This is a genomic window from Streptococcus sp. C300, assembly GCF_000187645.1.
In the GTDB taxonomy this organism is placed as follows: Bacteria; Bacillota; Bacilli; order Lactobacillales; family Streptococcaceae; genus Streptococcus; species Streptococcus oralis_CQ.
The window spans coordinates 79,467-104,066 of sequence record NZ_GL732466.1 but is presented as its reverse complement, the minus strand read 5'-3'; the positions used below and the strand labels follow the sequence as shown (position 1 = coordinate 104,066).

The window sequence follows — 24,600 nt, the reverse complement described above, 5'->3', positions numbered from 1 at the left end:
CTATGATTAATCAAATTTATCAACTGACCAAACCAAAGTTTATCAATGTAAAATACCAAGAAGAGGACATTGATCAGGAGAATCATATCCTGATTCGTCCAAATTATATGGCGGTTTGTCATGCGGATCAACGTTACTATCAAGGAAAACGCGATCCAAAGATATTGGCTAAAAAGCTTCCTATGGCGATGATTCACGAGTCTTGTGGAACTGTTATTTCCGATCCAACTGGGACTTATGAAGTTGGTCAAAAGGTAGTTATGATTCCCAATCAACCGCCTATGCAGAGTGACAAGGAGTTCTACGAGAACTACATGACAGGAACCTACTTCCTATCTAGTGGTCACGATGGCTTTATGCGAGAATTTGTCTCTCTTCCAAAAGACCGAGTCGTTTCTTATAATGATATCGAAGACACAGTTGCAGCAATAACTGAGTTTGTAAGTGTTGGCATGCATGCTATGGATCGATTCCTGCATCTTGCTCATAGAAAGAGAGAGCGCATCGCTGTTATTGGAGATGGTAGTTTGGCCTTTGTGGTTGCGAATATTATCAATTACACCTTGCCAGAAGCAGAGATTATCGTGATTGGTCGCCATTGGGAAAAATTGGAGCTCTTCTCTTTTGCAAAAGAGTGCTATATTACTGATAATATCCCAGAGGATTTGACCTATGATCATGGATTTGAGTGCTGTGGTGGGGATGGTACAGGCCCAGCTATCAATGACTTGATTCGCTATATTCGTCCACAGGGAACGATTCTCATGATGGGTGTGAGTGAATACAAGGTTAATATCAATACACGAGATGCTTTGGAAAAAGGATTGTTATTAGTGGGATCGTCTCGCTCTGGACGTGTTGATTTTGAGAAAGCCATTCAAATGATGGAAGTCAAGAAGTTTGCGAATCGTCTGAAAAATATTCTTTATGTTGAAGAACCAGTGAGAGAAATCAAGGACATTCACCGTGTCTTTGCTACAGACCTAAATACTGCTTTCAAAACAGTATTTAAGTGGGAAGTGTAGAAGATGGAGGTTAATTGTGGAGAAACTCATCAAAGAAAAAATTTCTTCTTTACTATCTGATGAAGAGGAAGTACTCAGTGTTGAACAGTTGGGAGGCATGACCAACCAAAACTATTTGGTTAAAACAACCAACAAACAGTATATTGTGAAATTTTTTGGTAAAGGGACTGAAAAACTCATCAATCGTCAAAATGAAAAGTACAATCTTGAACTTTTAGAGGATTTAGATTTAGATGTCAAAAATTATCTCTTTGATATTGAGTCAGGGATTAAAGTAAATGAGTACATCGAATCAGCAGTAACTCTTGATTCAACATCAATTAAGTCCAAGTTTGAAAAGATTGCACCAATTTTACAAACCATCCACGCTTCAGGGAAAGAATTAAGAGGAGAATTTGCTCCTTTTGAGGAAATCAGCAAATATGAATCCTTGATTGAGGGACCTATCCCTTATGAAAACTATGAAGCTGTAAGAAAAGATGTATTTTCACTAGAAAAGAGATTGGCTGATTTGGGTGTTGATAGAAAGTCCTGTCACATCGATTTGGTACCAGAAAACTTTATCGAGTCACCACAAGGTCGTTTGTATTTGATTGACTGGGAATACTCTTCTATGAATGACCCGATGTGGGATTTGGCAGCTCTTTTCTTAGAGTCTGAATTTACAAAGCAAGAGGAAGATGATTTCCTTTCCTACTATGAAAGTGACAAAACGCCTGTATCACGTGAGAAGATTCGTATCTATAAAATCTTGCAAGATACTATCTGGAGTTTGTGGACAGTGTACAAAGAAGCTCAAGGAGCTGATTTTGGAGATTATGGTATCAACCGTTACCAAAGAGCTGTCAAAGGTTTGACTTATTATGGAGGTTAGGATGAAGAATAAAAATGGTGTTTCCTTTGGTCTGCTCTCTGGAATTTTCTGGGGATTAGGTCTAACGATTAGTGCTTATATCTTTTCTATTTTTACAAATCTTTCACCTTTTGTTGTGGCTGCTGCTCATGATTTCTTGAGTATCTTTATCTTGTTAGCTTTTCTTTTGGTAAAAGAAAGAAAAGTTCGTCTTTCGATTTTCTTAAATATTCGAAATGTGAGTGTTATAATCGGTGCTTTACTAGCAGGACCTATAGGTATGCAGGCCAATCTTTATGCGGTTAAATATATCGGTAGTTCACTAGCTTCATCTGTATCCGCTATTTACCCAGCAGTTTCAGTTTTGCTCGCCTTCTTCATTTTGAAACACAAGGTTTCAAAGAATACAGTATTCGGTGTTTTCTTGATTATTGCAGCGATCATTGCTCAAACCTACAAGGTTGAACAAGTTAACTCGTTTTACATTGGGATTCTTTGTGCCCTTATCTGTGCCATTGCCTGGGGGAGTGAAAGTGTTCTCAGCTCCTATGCTATGGAAAGTGATTTAAGTGAAATTGAAGCCTTGTTAATTCGACAAGTAACCTCATTCTTATCCTATCTTGTGATTGTGCTCTTTTCTCACCATTCATTTGCAGAAGTGGCAGATGGGCAGTTACTAGGCCTCTTGCTTGTCTTTGCGGCCTTTAATATGATTTCCTACTTAGCTTATTATATCGCCATTAATCGTTTGCAACCTGCAAAAGCGACAGGTTTGAATGTGAGCTATGTAGTCTGGACTGTCTTATTTGCAGTTATTTTCTTGGGTGCACCGCTAGATATGCTGACAATTATCACTTCACTTATTGTTATGGCTGGTGTTTATATTATTATTAAAGAATAAAGGAGATTCGTGTGAAAGCGATTATTTTGGCAGCAGGCTTAGGAACTCGTCTACGCCCTATGACTGAAAATACCCCAAAAGCTTTGGTTAAGGTTAATCAAAAACCCTTGGTAGAATACCAAATTGAGTTTTTGAAAGAGAGAGGAATTGATGAGATTATTATCGTTGTCGGTTACCTCAAAGAACAATTTGACTACCTAAAAGAAAAATATGGTGTCCGTTTAGTCTTTAACGACAAGTATGCTGATTACAATAACTTTTACTCACTTTATCTAGTAAAAGAAGATTTGGCTAACAGCTATGTCATCGATGCAGATAACTATCTTTTCAAAAATATGTTTCGAAACGATCTTAAACGTTCTACCTATTTCAGTGTTTATCGCGAAGACTGTACCAACGAGTGGTTCTTAGTTTATGGTGATGACTACAAGGTTCAAGACATTATTGTTGATAGCAAGGCTGGTCGCATTCTGAGCGGAGTATCATTCTGGGATGCACCAACTGCTGAGAAGATTGTTGGCTTTATTGACAAAGCTTACGAAAGTGGTGAATTTGTTGATCTCTACTGGGACAACATGGTTAAGGATAATATCAAAGAATTGGATGTCTATGTCGAAGAATTAGAAGGAAATAGCATCTATGAAATTGATAGTGTAAAAGATTACCATAAATTAGAAGAGATTTTATCTACTATTGAGTAAGGAAATAGAAGAAGGCTTGGGCCTTCTTTTTTTGTGTATTTTATAACAAGAATGTTTGATATTGATTGTATTCTTTAAATGAAACAAAAATTACAAAAAAATGAACAAAATAAAACAAAAATTATTGACAACGATTTCATATAGTGTTATACTTATTACATAAAAGATAATTGAAAGAAGGGAAAATGTTATGGGATTAGATCATTTCTTTGACAAAAACCTGGTGTTTTGCTTAGAAGCGGATAATCAAGAACAACTCTTTGATCAGGTAGCAAGCTTGTTGGAAGAACGAGAAATTGTCACTCCAACTTATCGTGAAGCCTTGATCACGCGTGAAAAGTCATTTCCAACTGGCTTAGATATGGAATTTCTAGGTAAGGACTTGCCAAATGTTGCGATTCCTCATACAGATATTGTTCATAATCTAGCTGAGAAAGTAGTGGTTGTTCGATTAGAAAAACCAGTAACTTTTCACAATATGATTGCTCCTGATAAGGAAGTAGAAGTATCCCTACTCTTCTTTATCATTAACAACTCAAGTTCAAGTCAAACAAATATTCTGGCTCAGTTGATGGACTTTTTCACAGGAAATGGACATCTGGAAGATCTATCAAAAATTTCCGAACCAGAAAAACTTTATGCTTACATTGCTGAAGCAACCGCTTAATCTTGTCTATTAAAAAATAAAATCGGAGGAAATCCAAATGATTAAAATTCTTGCTGCCTGCGGTGCAGGTGTTAACTCAAGTCACCAAATTAAAAGTGCTCTAGAAGAAGAACTTTCAAACCGTGGTTATGATGTTCACTGTGATGCAGTCATGGTGAAAGATGTAAACGAAGACCTTATCAAGGGCTACGATATCTTTACACCAATCGCTGCAACTGACCTTGGTTTTGAACCTGGTATTCCAGTAATTGAAGCTGGACCAATCTTGTTCCGTATTCCAGCGATGAGCGCTCCAGTATTTGACAATATTGAAGCAGCTATCAAAGAACACGGACTAAGCTAATTTATTCTTTATCTTGTTAACATTCATATAACTAAAAAAACGGGAGGAACTATTATGGATGTCATTATCGAACTAGCCAATAAGATTTTCAAGCCAGTCTTGGAAATGGGTGGTCCTATCATCATGCTGATCATCTTGACAGTATTGGCTTTACTATTTGGAGTGAAATTCTCCAAAGCGCTTGAAGGTGGTATCAAACTTGCCATCGCCCTTACTGGTATCGGTGCTATCATCGGTATGCTCAATGGAGCTTTCTCAGCATCACTTGCAAAATTCGTTGAAAATACTGGTATTCAATTGAACATCACTGACGTTGGTTGGGCACCACTTGCAACCATCACTTGGGGATCTGCATGGACACTTTACTTCTTGCTTGTAATGTTGATTGTCAACATTGTGATGCTTGCAATGAAGAAAACAGATACACTTGACGTCGATATCTTCGATATCTGGCACTTGTCAATCACTGGTCTTTTGATCAAATGGTACGCAGACAACAATGGAGTTAGCCAAGGGGTTTCACTCTTCATCGCAACTGCAGCAGTTGTCCTTGTAGGTATTTTGAAAATCATCAACTCTGATTTGATGAAACCAACTTTCGACGACCTTCTTAATGCACCAAGTTCATCACCAATGACTTCAACTCACATGAACTACATGATGAACCCAGTTATCATGGTCTTGGATAAAATCTTTGATAAAGTATTGCCTGGTCTCGATAAATATGACTTTGACGCTGCAAAATTGAACAAAAAAATCGGTTTCTGGGGATCTAAATTCTTTATCGGTTTCATCCTTGGTATTGTTATTGGTTTGATGGGGACTCCACACCCAGTTGCTGGAGTAGAAGGAGCTGATAAATGGGAACTTGTTATTAAAGGTTGGTTGAGCCTTGGTTTGACTGCCGGTGTAGCTTTGGAACTCTTCTCACTTATCGGATCATGGTTCATCGCAGCCGTAGAACCACTCTCACAAGGTATTACAAACGTTGCTACTAAACGTCTTCAAGGACGTAAATTCAACATCGGTCTTGACTGGCCTTTCATCGCTGGTCGCGCTGAAATCTGGGCTTGTGCTAACGTACTTGCTCCAATCATGCTAGTAGAAGCTGTGCTTCTTTCAAACGTCGGTAATGGTATCTTGCCACTTGCAGGTATCATCGCTATGGGTGTGACTCCAGCTCTCTTGGTTGTTACACGTGGTAAATTGCTCCGTATGATTATCTTCGGAACACTCTTGTTGCCTCTCTTCCTTCTTTCTGGTACTCTTATCGCTCCATTTGCAACTGAACTTGCTAAAGGTGTAGGTGCCTTCCCAGAAGGTGTGAGCCAAACTCAATTGATTACCCACTCAACTCTTGAAGGACCAATTGAAAAACTATTTGGTTGGGCAATCGGTAATGCTACAACAGGTGATATCAAAGCAATCCTTGGTGCAGCAGTCTTCCTTGTATTCTATGTAGGTATCTTTGCTTGGTATAGAAAACAAATGATCAAACGTAACGAAGAATACGCAGCAAATGCTAAATAATTCGCTCCTATAAAATGTAAATTGTGAAAACTAGGTTGTTAATTTCCTACATTGGGAGTGGCAACCTAGTTTTTTATATAAAAATCTAAAAATAGTTGGAGAATATTATGGTAATTGAAATCAAATCAGACCAGTTAACGGTCCAGTTTAAAATCTTAGGTGGCGCCTTGTCGTCAATCAAGGACCGAGAAGGCATTGAGTATTTGTGGCAAGGAGATGCCACTTACTGGAGTGGACAAGCGCCAGTACTTTTTCCAATCTGTGGCTCTTTAAGAGAAGATACAGCCTTCTACAGTCATGCAGATGGAACAGAGACGAAAGGAAACATTCCTCGCCATGGTTTGGTCCGTAAAAAAGAATTTGAGTTGGTTGATCAAACAGAAAACAGCGTAACCTTTGCTATCGAAGATGATGAGAATACTTATCAAAACTATCCTTATCATTTCCGCCTTGAAATCACTTATAAGGTTACTGGCAAGACAGTTCGTACTCAATACAAGATTTTCAATAAAGAAACCAGCAAGGTCCTGCCATACTTTATTGGTGGACATCCAGGCTTTAATTGCCCTCTACTAGATGGCGAAACTTATGAAGATTACTATTTAGAGTTTGAGAAAGAAGAGACTTGCTCTGTTCCCCGTCCTTTCCCAGAAACAGGAATGTTAGACTTCCAAGATAGAAGTTTATGGTTGGATGGGCAAAAAGAATTAGACCTTAGCTATGATTTGTTTAGCACAGATGCAGTGACTTTGGATGAGTTGCAATCCAGAACAATTGCGCTTCGTTCTCGTAAGCATGAGAAGGGATTAAAAGTACACTTCCAAGAGTTCTCAAATCTCATCATTTGGTCAACTTTGAATAAGGGACCTTTCATTGCCTTTGAACCATGGTCTGGCTTATCAACTTCACTTGAAGAAGGAGATCATCTAGAAGATAAGAAGAATGTTCGTCTCTTGGAAGCTGGTCAAGTAGATCAGATTGGCTTTGATATTGAAATATTTTAGATAAAAAACCACAAAAACAAACATTTACTGTTGACTTTTTCTATAAATAGGAGTATATTATGTTTGTAAACAACAAATGATGTTTGCAACAAACAAATAATCACTTGTTATATTCTCTTTCGAGGAGAAAGTTTGTTTCTAGGAACTTGATTTCCTGGACTTGGATAAGGTGATATTCATCTCATTCAATCAAATTTGTCAATAAACTGCTAGAAAATCTTTTGTAGGTAAACTGCTAACTATAAAAGTCTTTACTAGCCTAGAAAAATAAAAAGGAGTATACAATATGTCTATTGTTATCGGTGCAGATGCTGCAGGTTTGAGATTGAAAGAAGTTGTGAAAGACTTCTTGGAAAAAGAAAACTTCCACGTTGTGGATGTTACAGCTGAAGGTCAAGACTTTGTTGATGTGACTCTTGCTGTTGCTGCAGAAGTAAACAAAGAAGAACAAAATCTTGGTATCGTGATTGATGCTTATGGAGCTGGTCCATTCATGGTTGCAACTAAAATCAAAGGAATGGTTGCTGCAGAAGTATCTGACGAACGTTCAGCTTATATGACTCGTGGCCACAACAACTCACGTATGATCACTATGGGTGCACAACTTGTTGGTGATGAATTGGCTAAAAATATTGCTAAAGGATTTGTTAACGGTAAATACGACGGTGGCCGTCACCAAATTAGGGTCGATATGTTGAACAAAATGTGCTAATACTCTTCAAAAATCAAGATAATCTGTTGTCAGCTCACTTTAGCTAACCTCAGTTATGCTTGCAGCTCGCTTCCTAAGCTAATCTTGATTTTTATTGAGTAAGGATAAATGATATTAGATTTATATAATTAATCGGAGGGAATAACTAATGAGAATTGCAATTGGATGTGACCACATCGTAACAGATGAAAAAATGGCGGTTTCAGAATTTTTGAAATCAAAAGGATATGAAGTCATCGACTTTGGTACCTATGACCACACACGTACTCACTACCCAATCTTTGGTAAAAAAGTTGGTGAAGCCGTTACAAGCGGTCAAGCCGATCTTGGGGTATGTATCTGTGGTACTGGTGTTGGTATCAACAACGCTGTAAACAAAGTCCCAGGAGTTCGTTCTGCCTTGGTTCGTGATATGACAACAGCTCTTTATGCAAAAGAACAATTGAATGCCAATGTTATTGGTTTTGGTGGTAAAATCACTGGTGAACTGCTTATGTGTGATATCATTGAAGCTTTCATCAATGCTGAATACAAACCATCAGAAGAAAACAAAAAATTGATTGCGAAAATTGAGCACGTTGAAACTCACAATGCTCATCAAGCAGATGCAAACTTCTTTACAGAATTCCTTGAAAAATGGGATCGCGGTGAATACCACGACTAAGAGGTGACGCATGATTTTAACAGTCACAATGAATCCATCCATTGATATTTCTTATCCTTTGGATGAATTAAAAATTGACACTGTCAACCGTGTGGTGGACGTGACCAAGACAGCTGGTGGTAAAGGTCTCAATGTTACACGAGTGCTTTCAGAATTTGGTGATTCTGTTGTTGCTACTGGTTTGGTCGGTGGTAAACTTGGTGAGTTTTTAGTAGAGCATATTGACGATAAAGTAACGAAACGTTTCTTCTCCATTCAAGGAGAAACTCGTAACTGTATCGCTATTCTCCACGGAGACAACCAAACAGAAATCCTTGAAAAAGGGCCTGAAGTTTTGGAACAAGAAGGGCAAGATTTCTTGGTTCATTTCGAGAATCTTCTTGACACTGTGGAAGTAGTAGCCATCTCTGGTAGTCTGCCAGCAGGTCTTCCAGTTGACTACTATGCAAGCTTAGTAGAACTTGCTAATCAAGCAGGCAAACCAGTTGTTCTAGACTGCTCAGGTGCAGCTCTTCAGGCTGTTCTTGAATCACCACACAAACCAACAGTTATTAAACCAAATAACGAAGAATTGTCTCAGCTTCTTGGGAAAGAAGTTTCTGAGGATTTGGATGAATTAAAAGAAGTTCTTCAAGAGCCTCTATTTGCAGGGATTGAGTGGATAATTGTTTCACTTGGTGCAAATGGTGCTTTTGCAAAACATGGGGACACTTTCTACAAGGTAGATATTCCAAGAATTCAGGTGGTCAATCCTGTTGGATCTGGAGATTCTACTGTGGCAGGGATTTCCTCAGGACTTCTTCATAAGGAATCGGATGTAGAACTCCTCATCAAGGCCAATGTCCTTGGTATGCTCAATGCTCAAGAAAAAATGACAGGTCATGTCAATATGGCTAACTATCAAGCTCTATATGATCAATTAATAGTAAAAGAGGTATAAAATGGCTTTAACAGAAAATAAACGCGCTTGCTTGAAAAAACTCTCAGATGAAAACGGCATTATCTCAGCTCTTGCCTTTGACCAACGTGGCGCTTTGAAACGTCTCATGGCTCAATACCAAACAGAGGAACCAACTGTGGCTCAAATGGAAGAACTCAAAGTCTTGGTAGCAGATGAATTGACAAAATACGCATCCTCTATGCTTCTAGACCCAGAGTATGGACTTCCAGCTACAAAAGCGCTTGATCCAAATGCTGGTCTTCTCCTTGCTTATGAGAAAACAGGTTATGACACAACTAGCACTAAACGCTTGCCTGACTGTTTGGATGTTTGGTCTGCCAAACGCATCAAAGAACAAGGCGCAGATGCAGTCAAGTTCTTGCTTTACTATGACGTAGACAGCTCTGACGAACTCAACCAACAAAAACAAGCCTACATCGAACGCATCGGTTCTGAGTGTGTAGCAGAAGATATTCCTTTCTTCCTTGAGATCTTGGCTTACGATGAAAAGATTGCTGATGCAGGTTCAGCAGAATACGCAAAAGTGAAGCCACACAAGGTTATCGGTGCTATGAAGGTCTTCTCAGACCCACGCTTTAACATTGATGTCTTGAAAGTAGAAGTTCCAGTCAATGTGAAATACGTTGAAGGATTTGGTGAAGGTGAAATCGTGCATACACGTGAAGAAGCGGCAGCTTTCTTCAAAGCGCAAGACGAAGCAACAAATCTTCCTTACATCTACTTAAGTGCAGGTGTATCAGCTAAACTCTTCCAAGAAACCCTTGTCTTTGCTCACGAATCAGGCGCAAACTTCAACGGTGTTCTTTGCGGCCGTGCAACTTGGGCTGGATCAGTTGAAGCCTACATCAAAGATGGTGAGGCAGCAGCTCGTGAATGGCTACGCACAACTGGATTTGAGAACATTGACGAACTCAACAAGGTTCTTCAAACAACAGCAACTTCATGGACTGAACGTGTATAAGTTTTCCCCCCTAATCTTAGGAACATTGATCTAAATAAAAATTTTAAAAAAAGTTGAATGTAAAGGTTTACAAAAAAACTTACTTGTGCTATACTTAAATCACAAGTTAATACAAGGTGAGTGTTACTAAGTAATATTAGGCATGATCACAGGTGAATTAGAGATCAAAAGATTTTCTAGTTCATTTGTGGTCATTTTTTATACTCATATACCATTAAGAGATAAAAGGAGGTTGCCATGTATCGAATTCTAAATCCAATGAATCACAACGTCTCTCTTGTCAGAAATGATAAGGGAGAAGAAGTGATTGTGATTGGTAAGGGGATTGCATTTGGGAAAAAGAAGGGGGATTTAATTTCTGAAGATCAAGTTGAGAAAATCTTTCGGATGAAGACAGAGGAGTCTAGGGAAAACTTTATGGCTCTCCTCAAAGATGTTCCGCTTGATTTTATCACAGTGACTTATGAAATCATTGATAAGCTATCAAAGAAATATCATTATCCGATTCAAGAGTATCTCTACGTAACCTTGACAGATCATATTTACTGCTCTTACCAAGCTCTAGCACAAGGAAGGTACAAGGATAGTAATCTGCCAGATATTTCCACTAAGTATCCTGTCGCTTTTCAAATCGCAAAGGAAGCCTTTGAAATCTATCGTCAGAAGTTGACAGAAAATTTCCCTGAAGACGAAATTATTCGGATTGCTTATCATTTTATCAATGCCGAAGGTGAGAATGAAGTGGAAGTTGTTGAGTCGATTGATAAGAGGAAAGAAATTCTCAGGAATGTTGAAGAAGTGCTAAAGGGTTATGCAATTCAACGAACCAAAGAGAATAATCATTTCTATGATCGTTTTATGATTCATCTCAACTATTTTTTGGATTATTTAGACCGTTCCAGAGATGATAATCAATCACTTCTGGATATGGAAGATCATATTAAACAATCCTATCCAAAAGCGTTCGAGATTGGTTCCAAGATCTATGATGTGATTACGCAACATACGGGTCTTGATTTGTATAAAAGTGAACGAGTTTATCTAGTTCTACATATCCAACGTTTATTGTCATAAAAATTTAATTAAAAATACATAAGGAGAATTCTATCATGAATAGAGAAGAAGTAACATTGTTAGGTTTTGAAATCGTAGCCTATGCTGGCGATGCACGTTCAAAACTATTGGAAGCCTTGAAGGCTGCTGAAGCTGGCGATTTTGCGAAAGCAGATAGCTTAGTCGATGAAGCTGGTTCTTGCATCGCGGAGGCACACCACGCGCAAACAAGTCTATTGACTAAGGAAGCAGCTGGTGAAGATTTGGCCTATAGTGTAACCATGATGCATGGCCAAGACCACTTGATGACGACTATCTTGTTAAAAGATTTGATGCACCATTTAATCGAACTCTATAAGAGAGGAGTTAAGTAATGAATAAATTAATTGCTTTTATCGAGAAAGGGAAACCTTTCTTTGAAAAACTATCTCGTAATATCTATCTTCGTGCTATCCGTGATGGTTTCATTGCAGGGATGCCTGTTATTCTCTTCTCAAGTATCTTTATCTTGATTGCCTTTGTTCCTAACTCATGGGGCTTTAAATGGTCTGATGATGTTGTTAATCTCCTCATGAAACCTTATAGCTATTCAATGGGGATTCTAGCTCTCTTGGTAGCTGGTACAACAGCTAAGTCATTGACCGACTCAGTAAACCGTAGCATGGAGAAAACCAATCAAATCAACTATATGTCAACATTGTTGGCAGCAATTGTTGGTTTGTTGATGTTGGCAGCTGATCCTATCGAAAATGGCCTAGCTACTGGATTCTTGGGGACAAAAGGGTTGCTTTCAGCCTTCCTTGCTGCCTTTGTTACTGTAGCCATCTATAAGGTTTGTGTTAAGAACAACGTCACTATTCGTATGCCTGACGAAGTTCCACCAAATATCTCACAAGTATTTAAAGATGTGATTCCATTCACTCTATCAGTGGTTTCTCTTTATGCTCTTGATTTACTAGCTCGTCATTTTGTTGGTGCAAGCGTAGCTGAATCAATTGGAAAATTCTTTGCACCATTATTCTCTGCTGCTGATGGTTATCTAGGTATTACCATTATCTTTGGGGCCTTTGCCTTCTTCTGGTTTGTTGGTATCCACGGTCCTTCAATCGTCGAACCTGCAATCGCAGCTATTACCTATGCAAATGCTGAGGTCAACTTGAACCTTCTCCAACAAGGGATGCATGCAGATAAGATTCTTACTTCTGGTACACAAATGTTTATCGTTACCATGGGTGGTACTGGTGCGACACTGGTTGTTCCATTCATGTTCATGTGGTTGACCAAATCAAAACGAAACCGTGCAATCGGACGTGCTTCAGTAGTTCCAACTTTCTTTGGTGTAAATGAACCAATCTTGTTTGGTGCACCGCTTGTATTGAACCCGATTTTCTTTATTCCATTTATCTTTGCGCCAATTGCCAACGTATGGATCTTTAAATTCTTTATTGAAACGCTTGGCATGAACTCATTTACTGCCAACCTTCCTTGGACAACACCAGGTCCGCTCGGTATTGTTCTCGGTACAAACTTCCAATTCTTGTCATTTGTACTTGCTGCTTTGTTAATCCTTGTTGACGTAGCCATTTACTATCCATTCCTCAAGGTTTATGATGAACAAATTCTTGAAGAAGAGCGTTCAGGTAAAGCCAATGATGAATTGAAAGAAAAAGTAGCAGCAAACTTCAATACTGCCAAAGCAGATGCTATTCTTGAAAAAGCAGGTGTAGAAGAAGCGCAAAACACAATTACAGAAGAAACAAATGTTCTCGTTCTCTGTGCAGGAGGAGGTACAAGTGGTCTTCTTGCAAATGCTCTAAATAAGGCAGCTGCAGAGTACCAAGTTCCTGTTAAAGCAGCAGCTGGTGGCTATGGTGCTCACCGTGAAATGTTGCCTGAGTTTGATCTGGTTATCCTTGCTCCTCAAGTTGCTTCAAACTTTGAAGACATGAAGGCCGAAACCGACAAACTTGGTATCAAACTTGCCAAGACAGAAGGTGGCCAATACATTAAATTGACTCGCGATGGAAAAGGCGCTCTTGCCTTTGTTCAAGCGCAGTTTGAAGAATAAAAGGTAAATAGCGAAGAAGTGAGATGGAGGAATTCCTCCCGACTCTATCTCCATCTCATTTCTATTTCTTGAAAGGTGAATCAAATGACAAAAACACTTCCAAAAGACTTTATTTTTGGCGGGGCAACAGCAGCCTATCAAGCAGAAGGTGCGACCAATACCGATGGTAAAGGACCAGTTGCCTGGGATAAATACCTCAAAGATAACTACTGGTACACTGCTGAACCAGCCAGTGATTTCTATCACAAATACCCAGTTGACCTCAAACTAGCAGAAGAGTATGGTGTCAATGGTATCCGTATTTCAATCGCTTGGTCACGTATCTTTCCAACTGGTTACGGGAAAGTCAATGCCAAGGGAGTTGAGTTCTATCATAATCTATTTGCAGAATGTCACAAACGGCATGTTGAGCCCTTTGTAACTCTTCATCACTTTGACACGCCAGAAGCACTTCATTCAAATGGAGATTTCCTGAACAGAGAAAACATTGATCACTTTGTGGATTATGCAGCCTTCTGTTTTGAAGAATTTCCTGAAGTCAACTATTGGACAACCTTTAATGAAATTGGGCCGATAGGAGATGGTCAGTATTTAGTTGGGAAATTCCCTCCAGGTATTCAGTACGACCTTGCCAAAGTCTTTCAATCTCATCACAATATGATGGTGTCGCATGCGCGTGCAGTCAAGCTATATAAGGTTAAAGGCTATAAAGGTGAAATTGGTGTGGTTCATGCCCTGCCTACTAAGTATCCTCTGGATCCAAATAATCCAGCAGATGTTCGCGCTGCTGAGTTGGAAGATATCATCCACAATAAATTTATCTTGGATGCAACTTATCTTGGACGATATTCCGGAGAAACCATGGAAGGCGTCAACCATATTTTATCCATCAATGGTGGTAGCTTAGATCTTCGTGAAGAAGATTTCACAGCATTAGAAGCTGCAAAAGACTTGAACGACTTCCTCGGCATTAACTACTATATGAGTGATTGGATGCAAGCCTTTGATGGAGAAACTGAAATTATCCATAATGGTAAAGGTGAGAAAGGAAGCTCTAAATACCAAATCAAAGGTGTTGGTCGTCGTGTAGCTCCTGATTATGTACCACGTACGGATTGGGATTGGATTATCTACCCTCAAGGTTTGTATGATCAAATCATGCGCGTGAAGAAAGATTACCCAAATTACAAAAAAATCTACATCACAGAGAATGGTCTCGGATACAAAGATGAGTTTGTGGATGGAACAGTCTACGATGATGGACGGATTGATTATGTTAAGAAACATATGGAAGTGATTGCAGATGCAATCTCTGATGGAGCCAACGTCAAAGGCTACTTTATCTGGTCATTGATGGATGTCTTCTCTTGGTCAAACGGTTATGAAAAACGCTACGGTCTCTTTTATGTAGACTTTGAAACTCAAGAACGTTATCCTAAGAAATCAGCTCACTGGTACAAGAAACTAGCTGAGACACAACTTATTGAATAAAATTCAACAAAAATTCCCCGCCAAAAGGCAGGGGAATTTTTATGGTTTTGATAAAAGAATGGTTGTTTGTTTCGACAGGTCTTCAAATGTCTCCTGACTCAGTTTGGAATCTGAAACGATGGTATCAATCTCTGAGATATTGTAGAACGTGTAAAAATCAAACTTATTAAACTTGCTGTGGTCTGCCAGTAAGTATTTTTTATTGGCATTGTTCAAGGAGATTCGTTGTACCTCGCCCTCTTCTTCGCTGAAAGTAGCAATTGCCTTATCCTTAATACCATTACAGCTCACAAAAGCCTTAGAAAACTGAAGGTTGGTCAAATCCTGTAAGGTAAGTGTCCCTACAAAAGCACCAGTGATGGAGCGATAATTTCCGCCAATCAAGATCAAATCTGTTAGTTTTCGTTCGTTTAGGATGAGAAAAACAGGAAGACTGTTTGTTACAACACGAATATTATCAATTGGGAGCTCACGAGCAAAACATTCTAAGGTTGTTCCTGGCCCGATAAAAATAGTTTCACCTTCGTCAATCAAATGCCCTGCAAAACGGCTAATTTCTTGTTTTTCAGCAATCTGCAAGCCTTGTTTTTCGACGTTTGAGCGTTCGTTGTTTAAGAGAGAACCTGTACGAAGTTTTTCAGCGCCACCGTGCACACGAACCAGCAAATCCTTGTCTGCTAGTTCTTGTAAATAGCGGCGAGCTGTCATATCTGACACATCAAGACTCTCCATAATCTCTTTTACAGTAATAGTGCCTTTTGTATTTACTGCTTCTAGAATACTATCTAGTTTTTCTTGCTTTAGCATCCTTATCACCTCGATTTCTACTATTATTATCTTACCATAAAACGCTCAATCAATCAAATAGAAAAAAACAAAATAAAACAAAAACAAAAATATCATGGTTGTTTTAAACAAACCATGATATTTTGAATGATTGGTCAAATTAGTCCAAACCGTAGTTGTAATCCTCGTCTTGCATGGCTTCAACTTCACCAAGGAGGTAACCATTTCCGACTTGAGAGAAGAAGTCGTGGTTAGAAGTTCCTGTTGAAATACCGTTCATAACGATTGGATTGACATCATCAGCTGAATCAGGGAAGAGTGGATCTTGTCCTAGGTTCATAAGAGCCTTATTAGCATTGTAACGAAGGAAGGTTTTAACTTCCTCAGTCCAACCAACACCGTCATAGAGGCTTTCTGTATAGCCCTCTTCGTTCTCGTAGAGAGTGTAGAGCAGATCGTACATCCATTCTTTGAGCTTTCCTTGCTCTTCTTCAGGCAATTCGTTAAAACCAAGTTGGAATTTGTAACCAATATAAGTTCCGTGAACAGACTCATCACGAATGATCAGTTTGATGATTTCCGCAACGTTGGCCAGTTTGTTGTTACCGAGATAGTAAAGCGGTGTAAAGAAACCAGAGTAGAAGAGGAAAGTTTCAAGGAAAACACTGGCAACTTTCTTTTCTAGTGGGCTACCATTGAGGTAGATTTCATTGATAATTTCCGCTTTTCTTTGTAGGTAGGGGTTAGTGTTGGTCCATTCAAAGATTTCTTCGATTTCGGCCTTGGTGTTCAAGGTCGAAAAGATAGAAGAGTAAGATTTTGCGTGGACAGATTCCATAAACTGGATGTTGTTGAAAACAGCTTCCTCATGTGGTGTACGGATGTCTGCGCGAAGTGCTTGAACTCCTGTTTCAGATTGCATGGTATCCAAAAGGGTCAAACCACCAAAGACTTTTCCAACCAAGTCTTTTTCTTTGTTTGATAGTTTTCTCCAGTCGTCTAGGTCATTTGACAAGGGGATACGCGTATCGAGCCAGAATTGCTCTGTCAGCTTTTCCCAAGTTGATTTGTCGATGACATCTTCGATGGCATTCCAGTTAATGGCTTTGTAGTAAGTTTCCATTTGAAATCTCTTTCTGTGTTTAATATTGCGAGCTCACAATTATTTCTATTTTATCATAATTCTAGAGGAGTATCGCACAAAAAGTCGGAAGCCCGACTTTTTGTTATTTCATAGTATAGATGCTTATTCCAGTCTAACACGGTGATTGAATCACTAATCTGAGAAAATGTAGTTTCCTCAAGCAAAAATTAAATCACACAGCTTTCACATTGGTTAGCACCGACTTCTCCACCATCGTCTGTAAAGGTACGGACGTAGTAGATAGACTTGATACCCTTGTTAAAGGCATAGTTACGAAGGATAGATAGGTCACGTGTCGTTTGTTTGTTTTCTTTCTTCCATTCGTAAAGACCTTTTGGAATGTCGCTACGCATGAAGAGAGTGAGTGAAAGTCCTTGATCCACGTGTTCAGTTGCGGCAGCGTAAACATCAATCACCTTACGCATATCCATGTCATAAGCAGAAGTGTAGTAAGGAATGGTATCTGTAGACAAACCTGCAGCTGGATAGTAGATTTTACCGATTTTCTTCTCTTGGCGTTCTTCAATGCGTTGCGTAATCGGGTGGATAGATGCAGAAACATCGTTGATGTAACTGATAGAACCATTTGGAGCTACAGCAAGGCGGTTTTGGTGATAAAGACCATCTGCTTGAACCTTTTCGCGAAGTTCAGCCCAATCAGCAGCACTTGGAATAAAGACATCTTTGAAGAGTTCTTTAACACGGTCTGATTTTGGAACAAATTCGCCTGTCACGTACTTGTCGAAGTAGCTTCCGTTAGCATAGTCTGATTTTTCAAAGTTGTGGAAGGTGATACCACGTTCACGCGCTATGTTATTAGATTCTACCAAGGTCCAGTAGTTCATAAGCATAAAGTAGATGCTTGTAAATTCAATTGACTCATGTGATCCGTACTCAATCAGTTGTTGGGCAAGGTAGCTATGAAGCCCCATGGCACCAAGACCAAAGGTGTGAGCTAAACTGTTTCCGTGGTCGATAGTAGGGACAGCTACGATGTGTGAACTATCTGTAACGAAAGTCAAAGCACGAACCATCGCACGGATAGAACGACCAAAGTCAGGTGAAGTCATCATGTTGACCACGTTGGTTGAACCAAGGTTACATGAAACGTCTGTTCCCATTTGAAGGAATTCTTGAGCATCGTTGATCAAGCTTGGTTCTTGAACTTGAAGAATCTCAGAACACAAGTTACTCATGATAATCTTACCATCTACTGGATTCGCACGGTTGGCTGTATCAATGTTGACGACATAAGGGTAACCAGATTCTTGTTGCAATTTAGAAATTTCAGTTTCCAAATCACGAGCTTTGATTTTTGTCTTGCGGATGTTTGGATTTGCGACCAATTCATCATATTTTTCAGTGATGTCGATGTAGTTGAATGGCACACCGTACTCAAGCTCTACAGAGTAAGGGCTAAAGAGATACATTTCTTCATTTTTACGAGCTAATTCGTAGAATTTATCGGGCACCACAACTCCAAGTGAGAGGGTCTTAACACGAACCTTTTCATCGGCATTTTCTTTCTTAGTTGAAAGGAAGGCGATGATATCTGGGTGAAAGACATTGAGGTAGACAACCCCAGCACCTTGACGCTGACCCAATTGGTTAGAGTAGGAGAAACTGTCTTCGAAGAGTTTCATAACTGGAACGACACCAGAAGCTGCTCCTTCATAACCTTTGATAGGTGCGCCAGCTTCACGAAGGTTGCTTAGAGTAATACCTACACCACCACCGATACGTGAAAGTTGAAGAGCTGAGTTGATAGAACGTCCGATAGAGTTCATGTCATCAGTTACTTGAATCAAGAAACAAGATACCAACTCCCCACGACGAGCACGACCTGCGTTCAAAAAGGAAGGAGTAGCAGGTTGGTAGCGTTGGTGGATGATTTCATTGGCAATATCAGTCGCAATTGCTTCGTCCCCGTCAGCAAAATAAAGTGCATTAAAGAAGACGCGGTCTTCCATACTTTCAAGGTAATATTCACCGTCATTAGTCTTCAAGGCATACTGGTTGTAAAACTTATAGGCAGCCATGAATGATTTGAATTGGAAGTTTTGGTCTTTGATAAATTGATGCAATTCTTCCAAAAACTCTGGACGGTATTTCTTGATAAATGCTGTTTCAATGTAGTTGTGTTCAATGAGGTAGTTGATTTTATCAGTGATTGAATCAAAAACCATAGTGTTTGGAACTACATTTTCTTTAAAGAAAGCATCCAAGGCTTCTTTATCTTTATGAAGCATGATTTGTCCATTAACAGGACGGTTGATTTCGTTATTGAGACGGAAGTAGGTCACGTCCTCAAGATGTTTTAATCCCATAAAATTTCCTTTATCTAATTACAAAAGAAAGGCCTCTAAGTTAGCCCTAGAAGCAATCTCTTCTGGATGATGTACTAAGATTATGCTAATTGTTTCAGTTTTCCTGGTTGGAAGCCTGAAAAGACTTCAGTTGGTGTTTGGATAACAGGAGCCGCGCTGAAACCGAGCTCTTTAACTTGATCGATGTACTCTGGTTGCTCGTCGAGATTGATCTCACGATAAGCGACATTGTTGCTGTCCAAGAAACGCTTGGTCATCTTACATTGGACACAGTTGTTTTTAGAATAAACGGTTACCATTTTCGTAACTCCTCTTTCAAAATAGATTACTTTCTTAGTATATCAGAAAAAAAAACTTTGTCAAACTTTTTAAACTAAATCTTGTGCTAAAAAGTTACAGTTTCAAAAACAAAGCACAAGATATAGTGTTTTTGGAAACATAAATTTTGATTTCCGTTGAACTGTCAAAGTTTCTCAAAATAAAAAAACTACATACTGTATATTGGTAAGATAAATAGAAGATTTTCAGCAAGTTATCAGAAAGGAAATAGAAGAAAGTCCATAAAACACTTGAAAAATAATCTAGAAGGTGATATAATACAGTCTTGTAAGGGTTATCACATATAATCCAAAAAAGAAATAACTAAAGGAGAGTCAAACTATGGCTTCTAAAGATTTCCACGTAGTGGCAGAAACAGGTATTCACGCACGTCCAGCAACATTGTTGGTTCAAACAGCTAGCAAATTTGCTTCAGATATCACTCTTGAATACAAAGGTAAATCAGTAAACCTTAAATCTATCATGGGTGTTATGAGTCTTGGTGTTGGCCAAGGTGCTGACGTTACAATTTCAGCTGAAGGTGCAGATGCTGACGACGCAATCGCTGCTATCACTGAAACTATGGAAAAAGAAGGATTGGCATAAGGAAAATGACAGAAATGCTTAAAGGAATCGCAGCATCTGACGGTGTTGCAGTTGCAAAAGCATATCTACTCGTTCAACCGGATTTGTCATTTGAGACTATTACAGTCGAAGATACAAACGCAGAAGAAGCTCGCCTTGATGCCGCTCTACAGGCATCACAAGACGAGCTTTCTGTTATTCGCGAGAAAGCAGTAGGTACGCTCGGTGAAGAAGCAGCTCAAGTATTTGACGCTCACTTAATGGTTCTTGCTGACCCAGAAATGATCAGCCAAATCAAGGAAACAATCCGTGCGAAGAAAGTGAATGCAGAAGCAGGTCTGAAAGAAGTAACAGACATGTTTATCACTATCTTTGAAGGCATGGAAGACAACCCATACATGCAAGAACGCGCTGCGGATATCCGCGACGTGACAAAACGTGTATTGGCAAACCTACTTGGTAAAAAATTACCAAACCCAGCTTCTATCAATGAAGAAGTAATCGTGATTGCGCATGACTTGACTCCTTCAGATACAGCTCAATTGGACAAAAACTTTGTTAAAGCTTTTGTAACAAACATTGGTGGACGTACAAGCCACTCAGCTATCATGGCGCGTACGCTTGAAATTGCAGCAGTATTGGGTACAAACAACATCACTGAAATCGTTAAAGACGGTGATATTCTTGCCGTTAACGGTATCACTGGTGAGGTTATTATCAACCCAACTGATGAGCAAGCAGCAGAATTCAAGGCTGCTGGTGAAGCGTATGCGAAACAAAAAGCTGAATGGGCTCTCTTGAAAGATGCTAAAACAGTAACAGCTGATGGTAAACACTTTGAATTGGCTGCCAACATCGGTACTCCAAAAGACGTTGAAGGTGTCAATGATAACGGTGCTGAAGCTGTTGGTCTATACCGTACAGAGTTCTTGTACATGGATTCTCAAGACTTCCCAACAGAAGACGAGCAGTACGAAGCTTACAAGGCTGTACTTGAAGGAATGAACGGTAAACCTGTTGTCGTTCGTACAATGGATATCGGTGGAGATAAGGAGCTTCCTTACTTCGATATGCCTCACGAAATGAACCCATTCCTTGGATTCCGTGCCCTTCGTATCTCTATTTCTGAGACTGGAGATGCTATGTTCCGCACACAAATCCGTGCCCTTCTTCGTGCGTCTGTTCACGGTCAATTGCGTATCATGTTCCCAATGGTTGCGCTCTTGAAAGAATTCCGTGCAGCGAAAGCAGTCTTTGACGAAGAAAAAGCAAACCTTCTTGCTGAAGGTGTTGCAGTTGCGGATAATATTCAAGTTGGTATCATGATCGAAATCCCAGCAGCAGCAATGCTTGCAGACCAATTTGCTAAAGAAGTTGACTTCTTCTCAATTGGTACAAACGACTTGATCCAATACACAATGGCAGCAGACCGTATGAACGAACAAGTTTCATACCTTTACCAACCATACAACCCATCAATCCTTCGTTTGATTAACAACGTTATCAAAGCAGCTCACGCTGAAGGTAAATGGGCTGGTATGTGTGGTGAGATGGCTGGTGACCAACAAGCTGTTCCACTTCTTGTAGGAATGGGCTTGGATGAGTTCTCTATGTCAGCAACATCAGTACTTCGTACACGTAGCTTGATGAAGAAACTCGATACAGCTAAGATGGAAGAGTACGCAAATCGTGCCCTTACAGAATGCTCAACAATGGAAGAAGTCCTTGAACTTCAAAAAGAATACGTTAATTTTGATTAATCGAAAAGTCCTTGCAACCCAGTTGCAGGGATTTTTTTAAAGAATTTTCAAGCTAATTTTTCTTATATAAAGCCCAATCTTGAGAAAGTTGTGGTCAGAACAAAAAAAATACTTAACCGGTTCATAAAATTCTTGACAAGTTGCAAATTTAGGAGTAAACTATTAACCAGTTAAGTAATAGAGAGGAGTTTCTGCAATTTAGAAATGAATTGCAAATAGAAATATCAAAAAAGAAAGAGAGTTTCGATGAAAATTAATAAAAAATACCTTGCTGGTTCTGCGGCAGCTTTAATTTTAAGTGTCTGTTCTTATGAATTGGGACTGTATCAAGCTAGAACGGTCAAGGAAAATAACCGTGTTTCCTATATAGATGGAAAACAGGCTGCGCAAAAAACAGAGAATCTGACTCCTGATGAGGTTAGCAAGAAAGAAGGCATCAATGCCGAGCAAATCGTCATCAAGATAACAGACCAGGGCTATGTCACTTCGCATGGCGACCACTATCATTACTATAATGGCAAGGTTCCTTATGATGCCATCATCAGTGAAGAGTTGCTGATGAAGGATCCAAACTACCAGCTCAAGGACGAGGATATTGTCAGTGAAATCAAGGGTGGTTATGTTATTAAGGTAGATTGAAAATACTATGTTTACCTTAAGGATGCAACCCATGCGGATAATGTCCGTACGAAAGAAGAAATCAATCGGCAAAAACAAGAACATAGTCAGCATCGTGAAAGAGGGACTTCAGCAAACGATGGTGCGGTAGCCTTGGCACGTTCACAGGGACGCTACACCACAGATGATGGTTATATCTTTAATGTCTCTGATATCATTGAAGATACTGGTGATGCTTATATCGTTCCTCATGGCAACCACTTCCACTATATTCCTAAGAGTGACTTGTCTGCCAGCGAATTGGCTGCTGCAGAAGCCTTTCTATCTAGTAGAAGTGGCCAATCAAACACGCCTACTTATCGCCGTACCAATAACAACAGTGCTAGCAGCGATGTAGATAGATGGACTCCATCCTATAATAATCAAGGCAACAGCTATAACAATCAAAGCAAAAGCTATACGAACCCAGCTAACAACAGTAGCAACGATAGCCAAGTAAGTCAAAGTGATGAGGATATTGATAGCCTTCTGAAACAACTTTATGCCTTGCCACTCAGCCAACGACACGTCGAATCTGATGGCCTTGTCTTCGACCCAGCACAGATTACAAGTCGAACAGCTAGAGGTGTAGCTGTACCTCATGGGAACCATTACCATTTCATCCCTTATTCACAGATGTCTGAATTGGAAGAACGAATCGCTCGCATTATCCCGCTTCGCTATCGTTCGAACCATTTGGTACCGGATTCAAGACCAGAACAACCAAGTCCACAACCGACTCCGGAACCTAGTCCAAGCCCGCAACCTGCACCAAATCTTAAAATAGACTCAAATTCTTCTTTGGTTAGTCAGCTGGTACGAAAAGTTGGGGAAGGATATGTATTCGAAGAAAAGGGCATCTCTCGTTATGTCTTTGCGAAAGATTTACCATCTGAAACTGTTAAAAATCTTGAAAGCAAGTTATCAAAACAAGAGAGTGTTTCACACACTTTAACTGCTAAAAAAGAAAATGTTGCTCCTCGTGACCAAGAATTTTATGATAAAGCATATAATCTGTTGACTGAGGCTCATAAAGCCTTGTCTGAAAATAAGGGTCGTACTTCTGATTTCCAAGCCTTAGACAAATTAGCAGAACGCTTGAATGATGAATCTTCTAATAAAGGAAAATTGGTAGATGATTTATTGGCATTCCTAGCACCAATTACCCATCCAGAGCGACTTGGCAAGCCAAATTCTCAGATTGAGTATACTGAAGACGAAGTTCGTATTGCTCAATTAGCTGATAAGTATACAACGTCAGATGGTTACATTTTTGACGAACATGATATAATCAGTGATGAAGGAGATGCATATGTAACGCCTCATATGGGCCATAGTCACTGGATTGGAAAAGACAGCCTTTCTGATAAGGAAAAAGTTGCAGCTCAAGTCTATACTAAAGAAAAAGGTATCCTACCTCCATCTCCAGACGCAGATGTTCAAGCAAATCCAACTGGGGATAGTGCAGCAGCTATTTACAATCGTGTGAAAGGGGAAAAACGAATTCCACTCGTTCGACTTCCATATATGGTTGAGCATACAGTTGAGGTTAAAAACGGTAATTTGATTATTCCTCATAAGGATCATTACCATAACATAAAATTTGCTTGGTTTGATGATCACACATACAAAGCTCCAAATGGCTATACCTTGGAAGATTTGTTTGCGACGATTAAGTACTACGTAGAACACCCTGACGAACGTCCACATTCTAATGATGGATGGGGCAATGCCAGTGAGCATGTGTTAGGCAAGAAAGACCACAGTGAAGATCCAAATAAGAACTTCAAAGCGGATGAAGAGCCAGTAGAGGAAACACCTGCTGAGCCAGAAGTCCCTCAAGTAGAGACTGAAAAAGTAGAAGCCAAACTCAAAGAAGCAGAAGTTTTGCTTGCGAAAGTAACGGATTCTAGTCTGAAAGCCAATGCAACAGAAACTCTAGCTGGTTTACGAAATAATTTGACCCTTCAAACTATGGATAATAATGGTATCATGGCAGAAGCAGAAAAATTACTTGCGTTGTTAAAAGAAAGTAATCCTTCATCTGTAAGTAAGGAAAAAATAAACTAATGAAAAATGAAAGTCTCGA

General features: G+C 39.5%; 22 protein-coding genes and 1 pseudogene. 19 read left to right on the top strand and 4 right to left on the bottom strand.

Annotation, left to right across the window (positions count from 1 at the left end; all coding sequences use genetic code 11):
• Nucleotides 1-2: 2 nt before the first annotated feature.
• From HMPREF0849_RS00520 to lacG, 16 genes are all read left to right on the top strand, one after another.
• On the top strand, nt 3-1,025 hold the full coding sequence (locus tag HMPREF0849_RS00520; RefSeq protein ID WP_000609900.1) for a ribitol-5-phosphate dehydrogenase: 1,023 nt from the start codon (nt 3-5) through the stop codon (nt 1,023-1,025).
• A gap of 16 nt (nt 1,026-1,041) precedes the next feature.
• Entirely contained in the window at nt 1,042-1,899 is an 858-nt protein-coding gene (locus tag HMPREF0849_RS00515) for a phosphotransferase family protein (protein WP_000413084.1), read from the top strand.
• 1 nt (nt 1,900) lies between these two features.
• Nucleotides 1,901-2,779: a DMT family transporter gene (locus tag HMPREF0849_RS00510; RefSeq protein ID WP_000791843.1), complete on the top strand. Its 879-nt coding sequence runs from the start codon at nt 1,901-1,903 to the stop codon at nt 2,777-2,779.
• Nucleotides 2,780-2,790: 11 nt separating this feature from the next.
• On the top strand, nt 2,791-3,480 hold the full coding sequence (locus HMPREF0849_RS00505) for a sugar phosphate nucleotidyltransferase (protein WP_000643950.1): 690 nt from the start codon (nt 2,791-2,793) through the stop codon (nt 3,478-3,480).
• 190 nt (nt 3,481-3,670) lie between these two features.
• Nucleotides 3,671-4,147 (top strand): PTS sugar transporter subunit IIA, encoded by a 477-nt coding sequence (locus HMPREF0849_RS00500; protein WP_000521979.1) that lies wholly within the window; start codon nt 3,671-3,673, stop codon nt 4,145-4,147.
• A gap of 37 nt (nt 4,148-4,184) precedes the next feature.
• Entirely contained in the window at nt 4,185-4,490 is a 306-nt protein-coding gene (locus HMPREF0849_RS00495) for a PTS sugar transporter subunit IIB (protein ID WP_000590551.1), read from the top strand.
• 54 nt (nt 4,491-4,544) lie between these two features.
• Nucleotides 4,545-6,020, top strand: coding sequence for a PTS galactitol transporter subunit IIC (locus tag HMPREF0849_RS00490; RefSeq protein WP_000382508.1), 1,476 nt, complete (start codon nt 4,545-4,547; stop codon nt 6,018-6,020).
• A 107-nt stretch (nt 6,021-6,127) separates the two neighbouring features.
• Nucleotides 6,128-7,024, top strand: coding sequence for an aldose 1-epimerase family protein (locus tag HMPREF0849_RS10095; protein WP_000234150.1), 897 nt, complete (start codon nt 6,128-6,130; stop codon nt 7,022-7,024).
• Nucleotides 7,025-7,310: 286 nt separating this feature from the next.
• Nucleotides 7,311-7,736 (top strand): galactose-6-phosphate isomerase subunit LacA, encoded by a 426-nt coding sequence (gene lacA, locus HMPREF0849_RS00480; RefSeq protein WP_000029277.1) that lies wholly within the window; start codon nt 7,311-7,313, stop codon nt 7,734-7,736.
• 148 nt (nt 7,737-7,884) lie between these two features.
• Nucleotides 7,885-8,400, top strand: coding sequence for a galactose-6-phosphate isomerase subunit LacB (gene lacB, locus HMPREF0849_RS00475; RefSeq protein ID WP_001216921.1), 516 nt, complete (start codon nt 7,885-7,887; stop codon nt 8,398-8,400).
• 10 nt (nt 8,401-8,410) lie between these two features.
• Nucleotides 8,411-9,340 (top strand): tagatose-6-phosphate kinase, encoded by a 930-nt coding sequence (locus tag HMPREF0849_RS00470; protein ID WP_000604301.1) that lies wholly within the window; start codon nt 8,411-8,413, stop codon nt 9,338-9,340.
• Nucleotide 9,341: 1 nt separating this feature from the next.
• The gene (gene lacD / locus HMPREF0849_RS00465) at nt 9,342-10,322 is read left to right on the top strand and encodes a tagatose-bisphosphate aldolase (RefSeq protein ID WP_001219095.1); all 981 of its coding nucleotides are present in this window, start codon (nt 9,342-9,344) and stop codon (nt 10,320-10,322) included.
• Nucleotides 10,323-10,559: 237 nt separating this feature from the next.
• Nucleotides 10,560-11,396, top strand: coding sequence for a PRD domain-containing protein (locus HMPREF0849_RS00460; RefSeq protein ID WP_000285733.1), 837 nt, complete (start codon nt 10,560-10,562; stop codon nt 11,394-11,396).
• Nucleotides 11,397-11,431: 35 nt separating this feature from the next.
• Complete coding sequence (locus HMPREF0849_RS00455; RefSeq protein WP_001078317.1) at nt 11,432-11,749, top strand: PTS lactose/cellobiose transporter subunit IIA; 318 nt, start codon at nt 11,432-11,434, stop codon at nt 11,747-11,749.
• On the top strand, nt 11,749-13,443 hold the full coding sequence (locus HMPREF0849_RS00450; protein ID WP_001037311.1) for a lactose-specific PTS transporter subunit EIIC: 1,695 nt from the start codon (nt 11,749-11,751) through the stop codon (nt 13,441-13,443). Before HMPREF0849_RS00455 ends, HMPREF0849_RS00450 begins: the two co-directional genes overlap by 1 nt.
• An 84-nt stretch (nt 13,444-13,527) precedes the next feature.
• The gene (gene lacG / locus HMPREF0849_RS00445) at nt 13,528-14,934 is read left to right on the top strand and encodes a 6-phospho-beta-galactosidase (RefSeq protein WP_000169306.1); all 1,407 of its coding nucleotides are present in this window, start codon (nt 13,528-13,530) and stop codon (nt 14,932-14,934) included.
• Between the two features lie 39 nt (nt 14,935-14,973).
• Here lacG and HMPREF0849_RS00440 read toward each other — a convergent pair whose 3' ends face one another.
• The 4 genes from HMPREF0849_RS00440 to nrdH all read right to left on the bottom strand — a co-directional run bounded on the left by HMPREF0849_RS00440 (nt 14,974) and on the right by nrdH (nt 19,490).
• Entirely contained in the window at nt 14,974-15,741 is a 768-nt protein-coding gene (locus tag HMPREF0849_RS00440; protein WP_000917586.1) for a DeoR/GlpR family DNA-binding transcription regulator, read from the bottom strand.
• A 139-nt stretch (nt 15,742-15,880) separates the two neighbouring features.
• Nucleotides 15,881-16,843 carry a class 1b ribonucleoside-diphosphate reductase subunit beta gene (nrdF, locus tag HMPREF0849_RS00435; protein WP_000451373.1) on the bottom strand — a complete coding sequence of 321 codons (963 nt, stop codon included), beginning with the start codon at nt 16,841-16,843 and terminating at the stop codon, nt 15,881-15,883.
• A gap of 188 nt (nt 16,844-17,031) precedes the next feature.
• Nucleotides 17,032-19,191 carry a class 1b ribonucleoside-diphosphate reductase subunit alpha gene (gene nrdE, locus HMPREF0849_RS00430; protein WP_000523265.1) on the bottom strand — a complete coding sequence of 720 codons (2,160 nt, stop codon included), beginning with the start codon at nt 19,189-19,191 and terminating at the stop codon, nt 17,032-17,034.
• Between the two features lie 80 nt (nt 19,192-19,271).
• Nucleotides 19,272-19,490, bottom strand: a complete 219-nt coding sequence (gene nrdH / locus HMPREF0849_RS00425) for a glutaredoxin-like protein NrdH (RefSeq protein WP_000259240.1) — start codon at nt 19,488-19,490, stop codon at nt 19,272-19,274.
• A gap of 361 nt (nt 19,491-19,851) precedes the next feature.
• On the opposite strand from nrdH, the gene HMPREF0849_RS00420 reads away from it, so the two are divergent.
• From HMPREF0849_RS00420 to HMPREF0849_RS00405, 3 genes and pseudogenes are all read left to right on the top strand, one after another.
• Complete coding sequence (locus HMPREF0849_RS00420; RefSeq protein ID WP_000146948.1) at nt 19,852-20,115, top strand: phosphocarrier protein HPr; 264 nt, start codon at nt 19,852-19,854, stop codon at nt 20,113-20,115.
• A 5-nt stretch (nt 20,116-20,120) separates the two neighbouring features.
• A complete protein-coding gene (gene ptsP / locus HMPREF0849_RS00415; RefSeq protein ID WP_000138129.1) occupies nt 20,121-21,854 on the top strand; it encodes a phosphoenolpyruvate--protein phosphotransferase in 1,734 nt (577 codons plus the stop codon).
• A gap of 246 nt (nt 21,855-22,100) precedes the next feature.
• A pseudogene (locus tag HMPREF0849_RS00405) lies at nt 22,101-24,581 on the top strand (pneumococcal-type histidine triad protein).
• Nucleotides 24,582-24,600 lie beyond the last annotated feature (19 nt).

Excerpts from the sequence above, each read along its gene's own strand:
- HMPREF0849_RS00520 (WP_000609900.1), top strand. The coding sequence starts at position 3 with ATGATTAATCAAATTTATCAACTGACCAAACCAAAGTTTATCAATGTA.
- HMPREF0849_RS00510 (WP_000791843.1), top strand. The coding sequence starts at position 1,901 with ATGAAGAATAAAAATGGTGTTTCCTTTGGTCTGCTCTCTGGAATTTTC.
- HMPREF0849_RS00500 (WP_000521979.1), top strand. The coding sequence starts at position 3,671 with ATGGGATTAGATCATTTCTTTGACAAAAACCTGGTGTTTTGCTTAGAA.
- HMPREF0849_RS00495 (WP_000590551.1), top strand. The coding sequence starts at position 4,185 with ATGATTAAAATTCTTGCTGCCTGCGGTGCAGGTGTTAACTCAAGTCAC.
- HMPREF0849_RS00490 (WP_000382508.1), top strand. The coding sequence starts at position 4,545 with ATGGATGTCATTATCGAACTAGCCAATAAGATTTTCAAGCCAGTCTTG.
- HMPREF0849_RS10095 (WP_000234150.1), top strand. The coding sequence starts at position 6,128 with ATGGTAATTGAAATCAAATCAGACCAGTTAACGGTCCAGTTTAAAATC.
- lacA (WP_000029277.1), top strand. The coding sequence starts at position 7,311 with ATGTCTATTGTTATCGGTGCAGATGCTGCAGGTTTGAGATTGAAAGAA.
- lacB (WP_001216921.1), top strand. The coding sequence starts at position 7,885 with ATGAGAATTGCAATTGGATGTGACCACATCGTAACAGATGAAAAAATG.
- HMPREF0849_RS00470 (WP_000604301.1), top strand. The coding sequence starts at position 8,411 with ATGATTTTAACAGTCACAATGAATCCATCCATTGATATTTCTTATCCT.
- lacD (WP_001219095.1), top strand. The coding sequence starts at position 9,342 with ATGGCTTTAACAGAAAATAAACGCGCTTGCTTGAAAAAACTCTCAGAT.
- HMPREF0849_RS00460 (WP_000285733.1), top strand. The coding sequence starts at position 10,560 with ATGTATCGAATTCTAAATCCAATGAATCACAACGTCTCTCTTGTCAGA.
- HMPREF0849_RS00455 (WP_001078317.1), top strand. The coding sequence starts at position 11,432 with ATGAATAGAGAAGAAGTAACATTGTTAGGTTTTGAAATCGTAGCCTAT.
- HMPREF0849_RS00450 (WP_001037311.1), top strand. The coding sequence starts at position 11,749 with ATGAATAAATTAATTGCTTTTATCGAGAAAGGGAAACCTTTCTTTGAA.
- lacG (WP_000169306.1), top strand. The coding sequence starts at position 13,528 with ATGACAAAAACACTTCCAAAAGACTTTATTTTTGGCGGGGCAACAGCA.
- HMPREF0849_RS00440 (WP_000917586.1), bottom strand. The coding sequence starts at position 15,741 with ATGCTAAAGCAAGAAAAACTAGATAGTATTCTAGAAGCAGTAAATACA.
- nrdF (WP_000451373.1), bottom strand. The coding sequence starts at position 16,843 with ATGGAAACTTACTACAAAGCCATTAACTGGAATGCCATCGAAGATGTC.
- nrdE (WP_000523265.1), bottom strand. The coding sequence starts at position 19,191 with ATGGGATTAAAACATCTTGAGGACGTGACCTACTTCCGTCTCAATAAC.
- nrdH (WP_000259240.1), bottom strand. The coding sequence starts at position 19,490 with ATGGTAACCGTTTATTCTAAAAACAACTGTGTCCAATGTAAGATGACC.
- HMPREF0849_RS00420 (WP_000146948.1), top strand. The coding sequence starts at position 19,852 with ATGGCTTCTAAAGATTTCCACGTAGTGGCAGAAACAGGTATTCACGCA.
- ptsP (WP_000138129.1), top strand. The coding sequence starts at position 20,121 with ATGACAGAAATGCTTAAAGGAATCGCAGCATCTGACGGTGTTGCAGTT.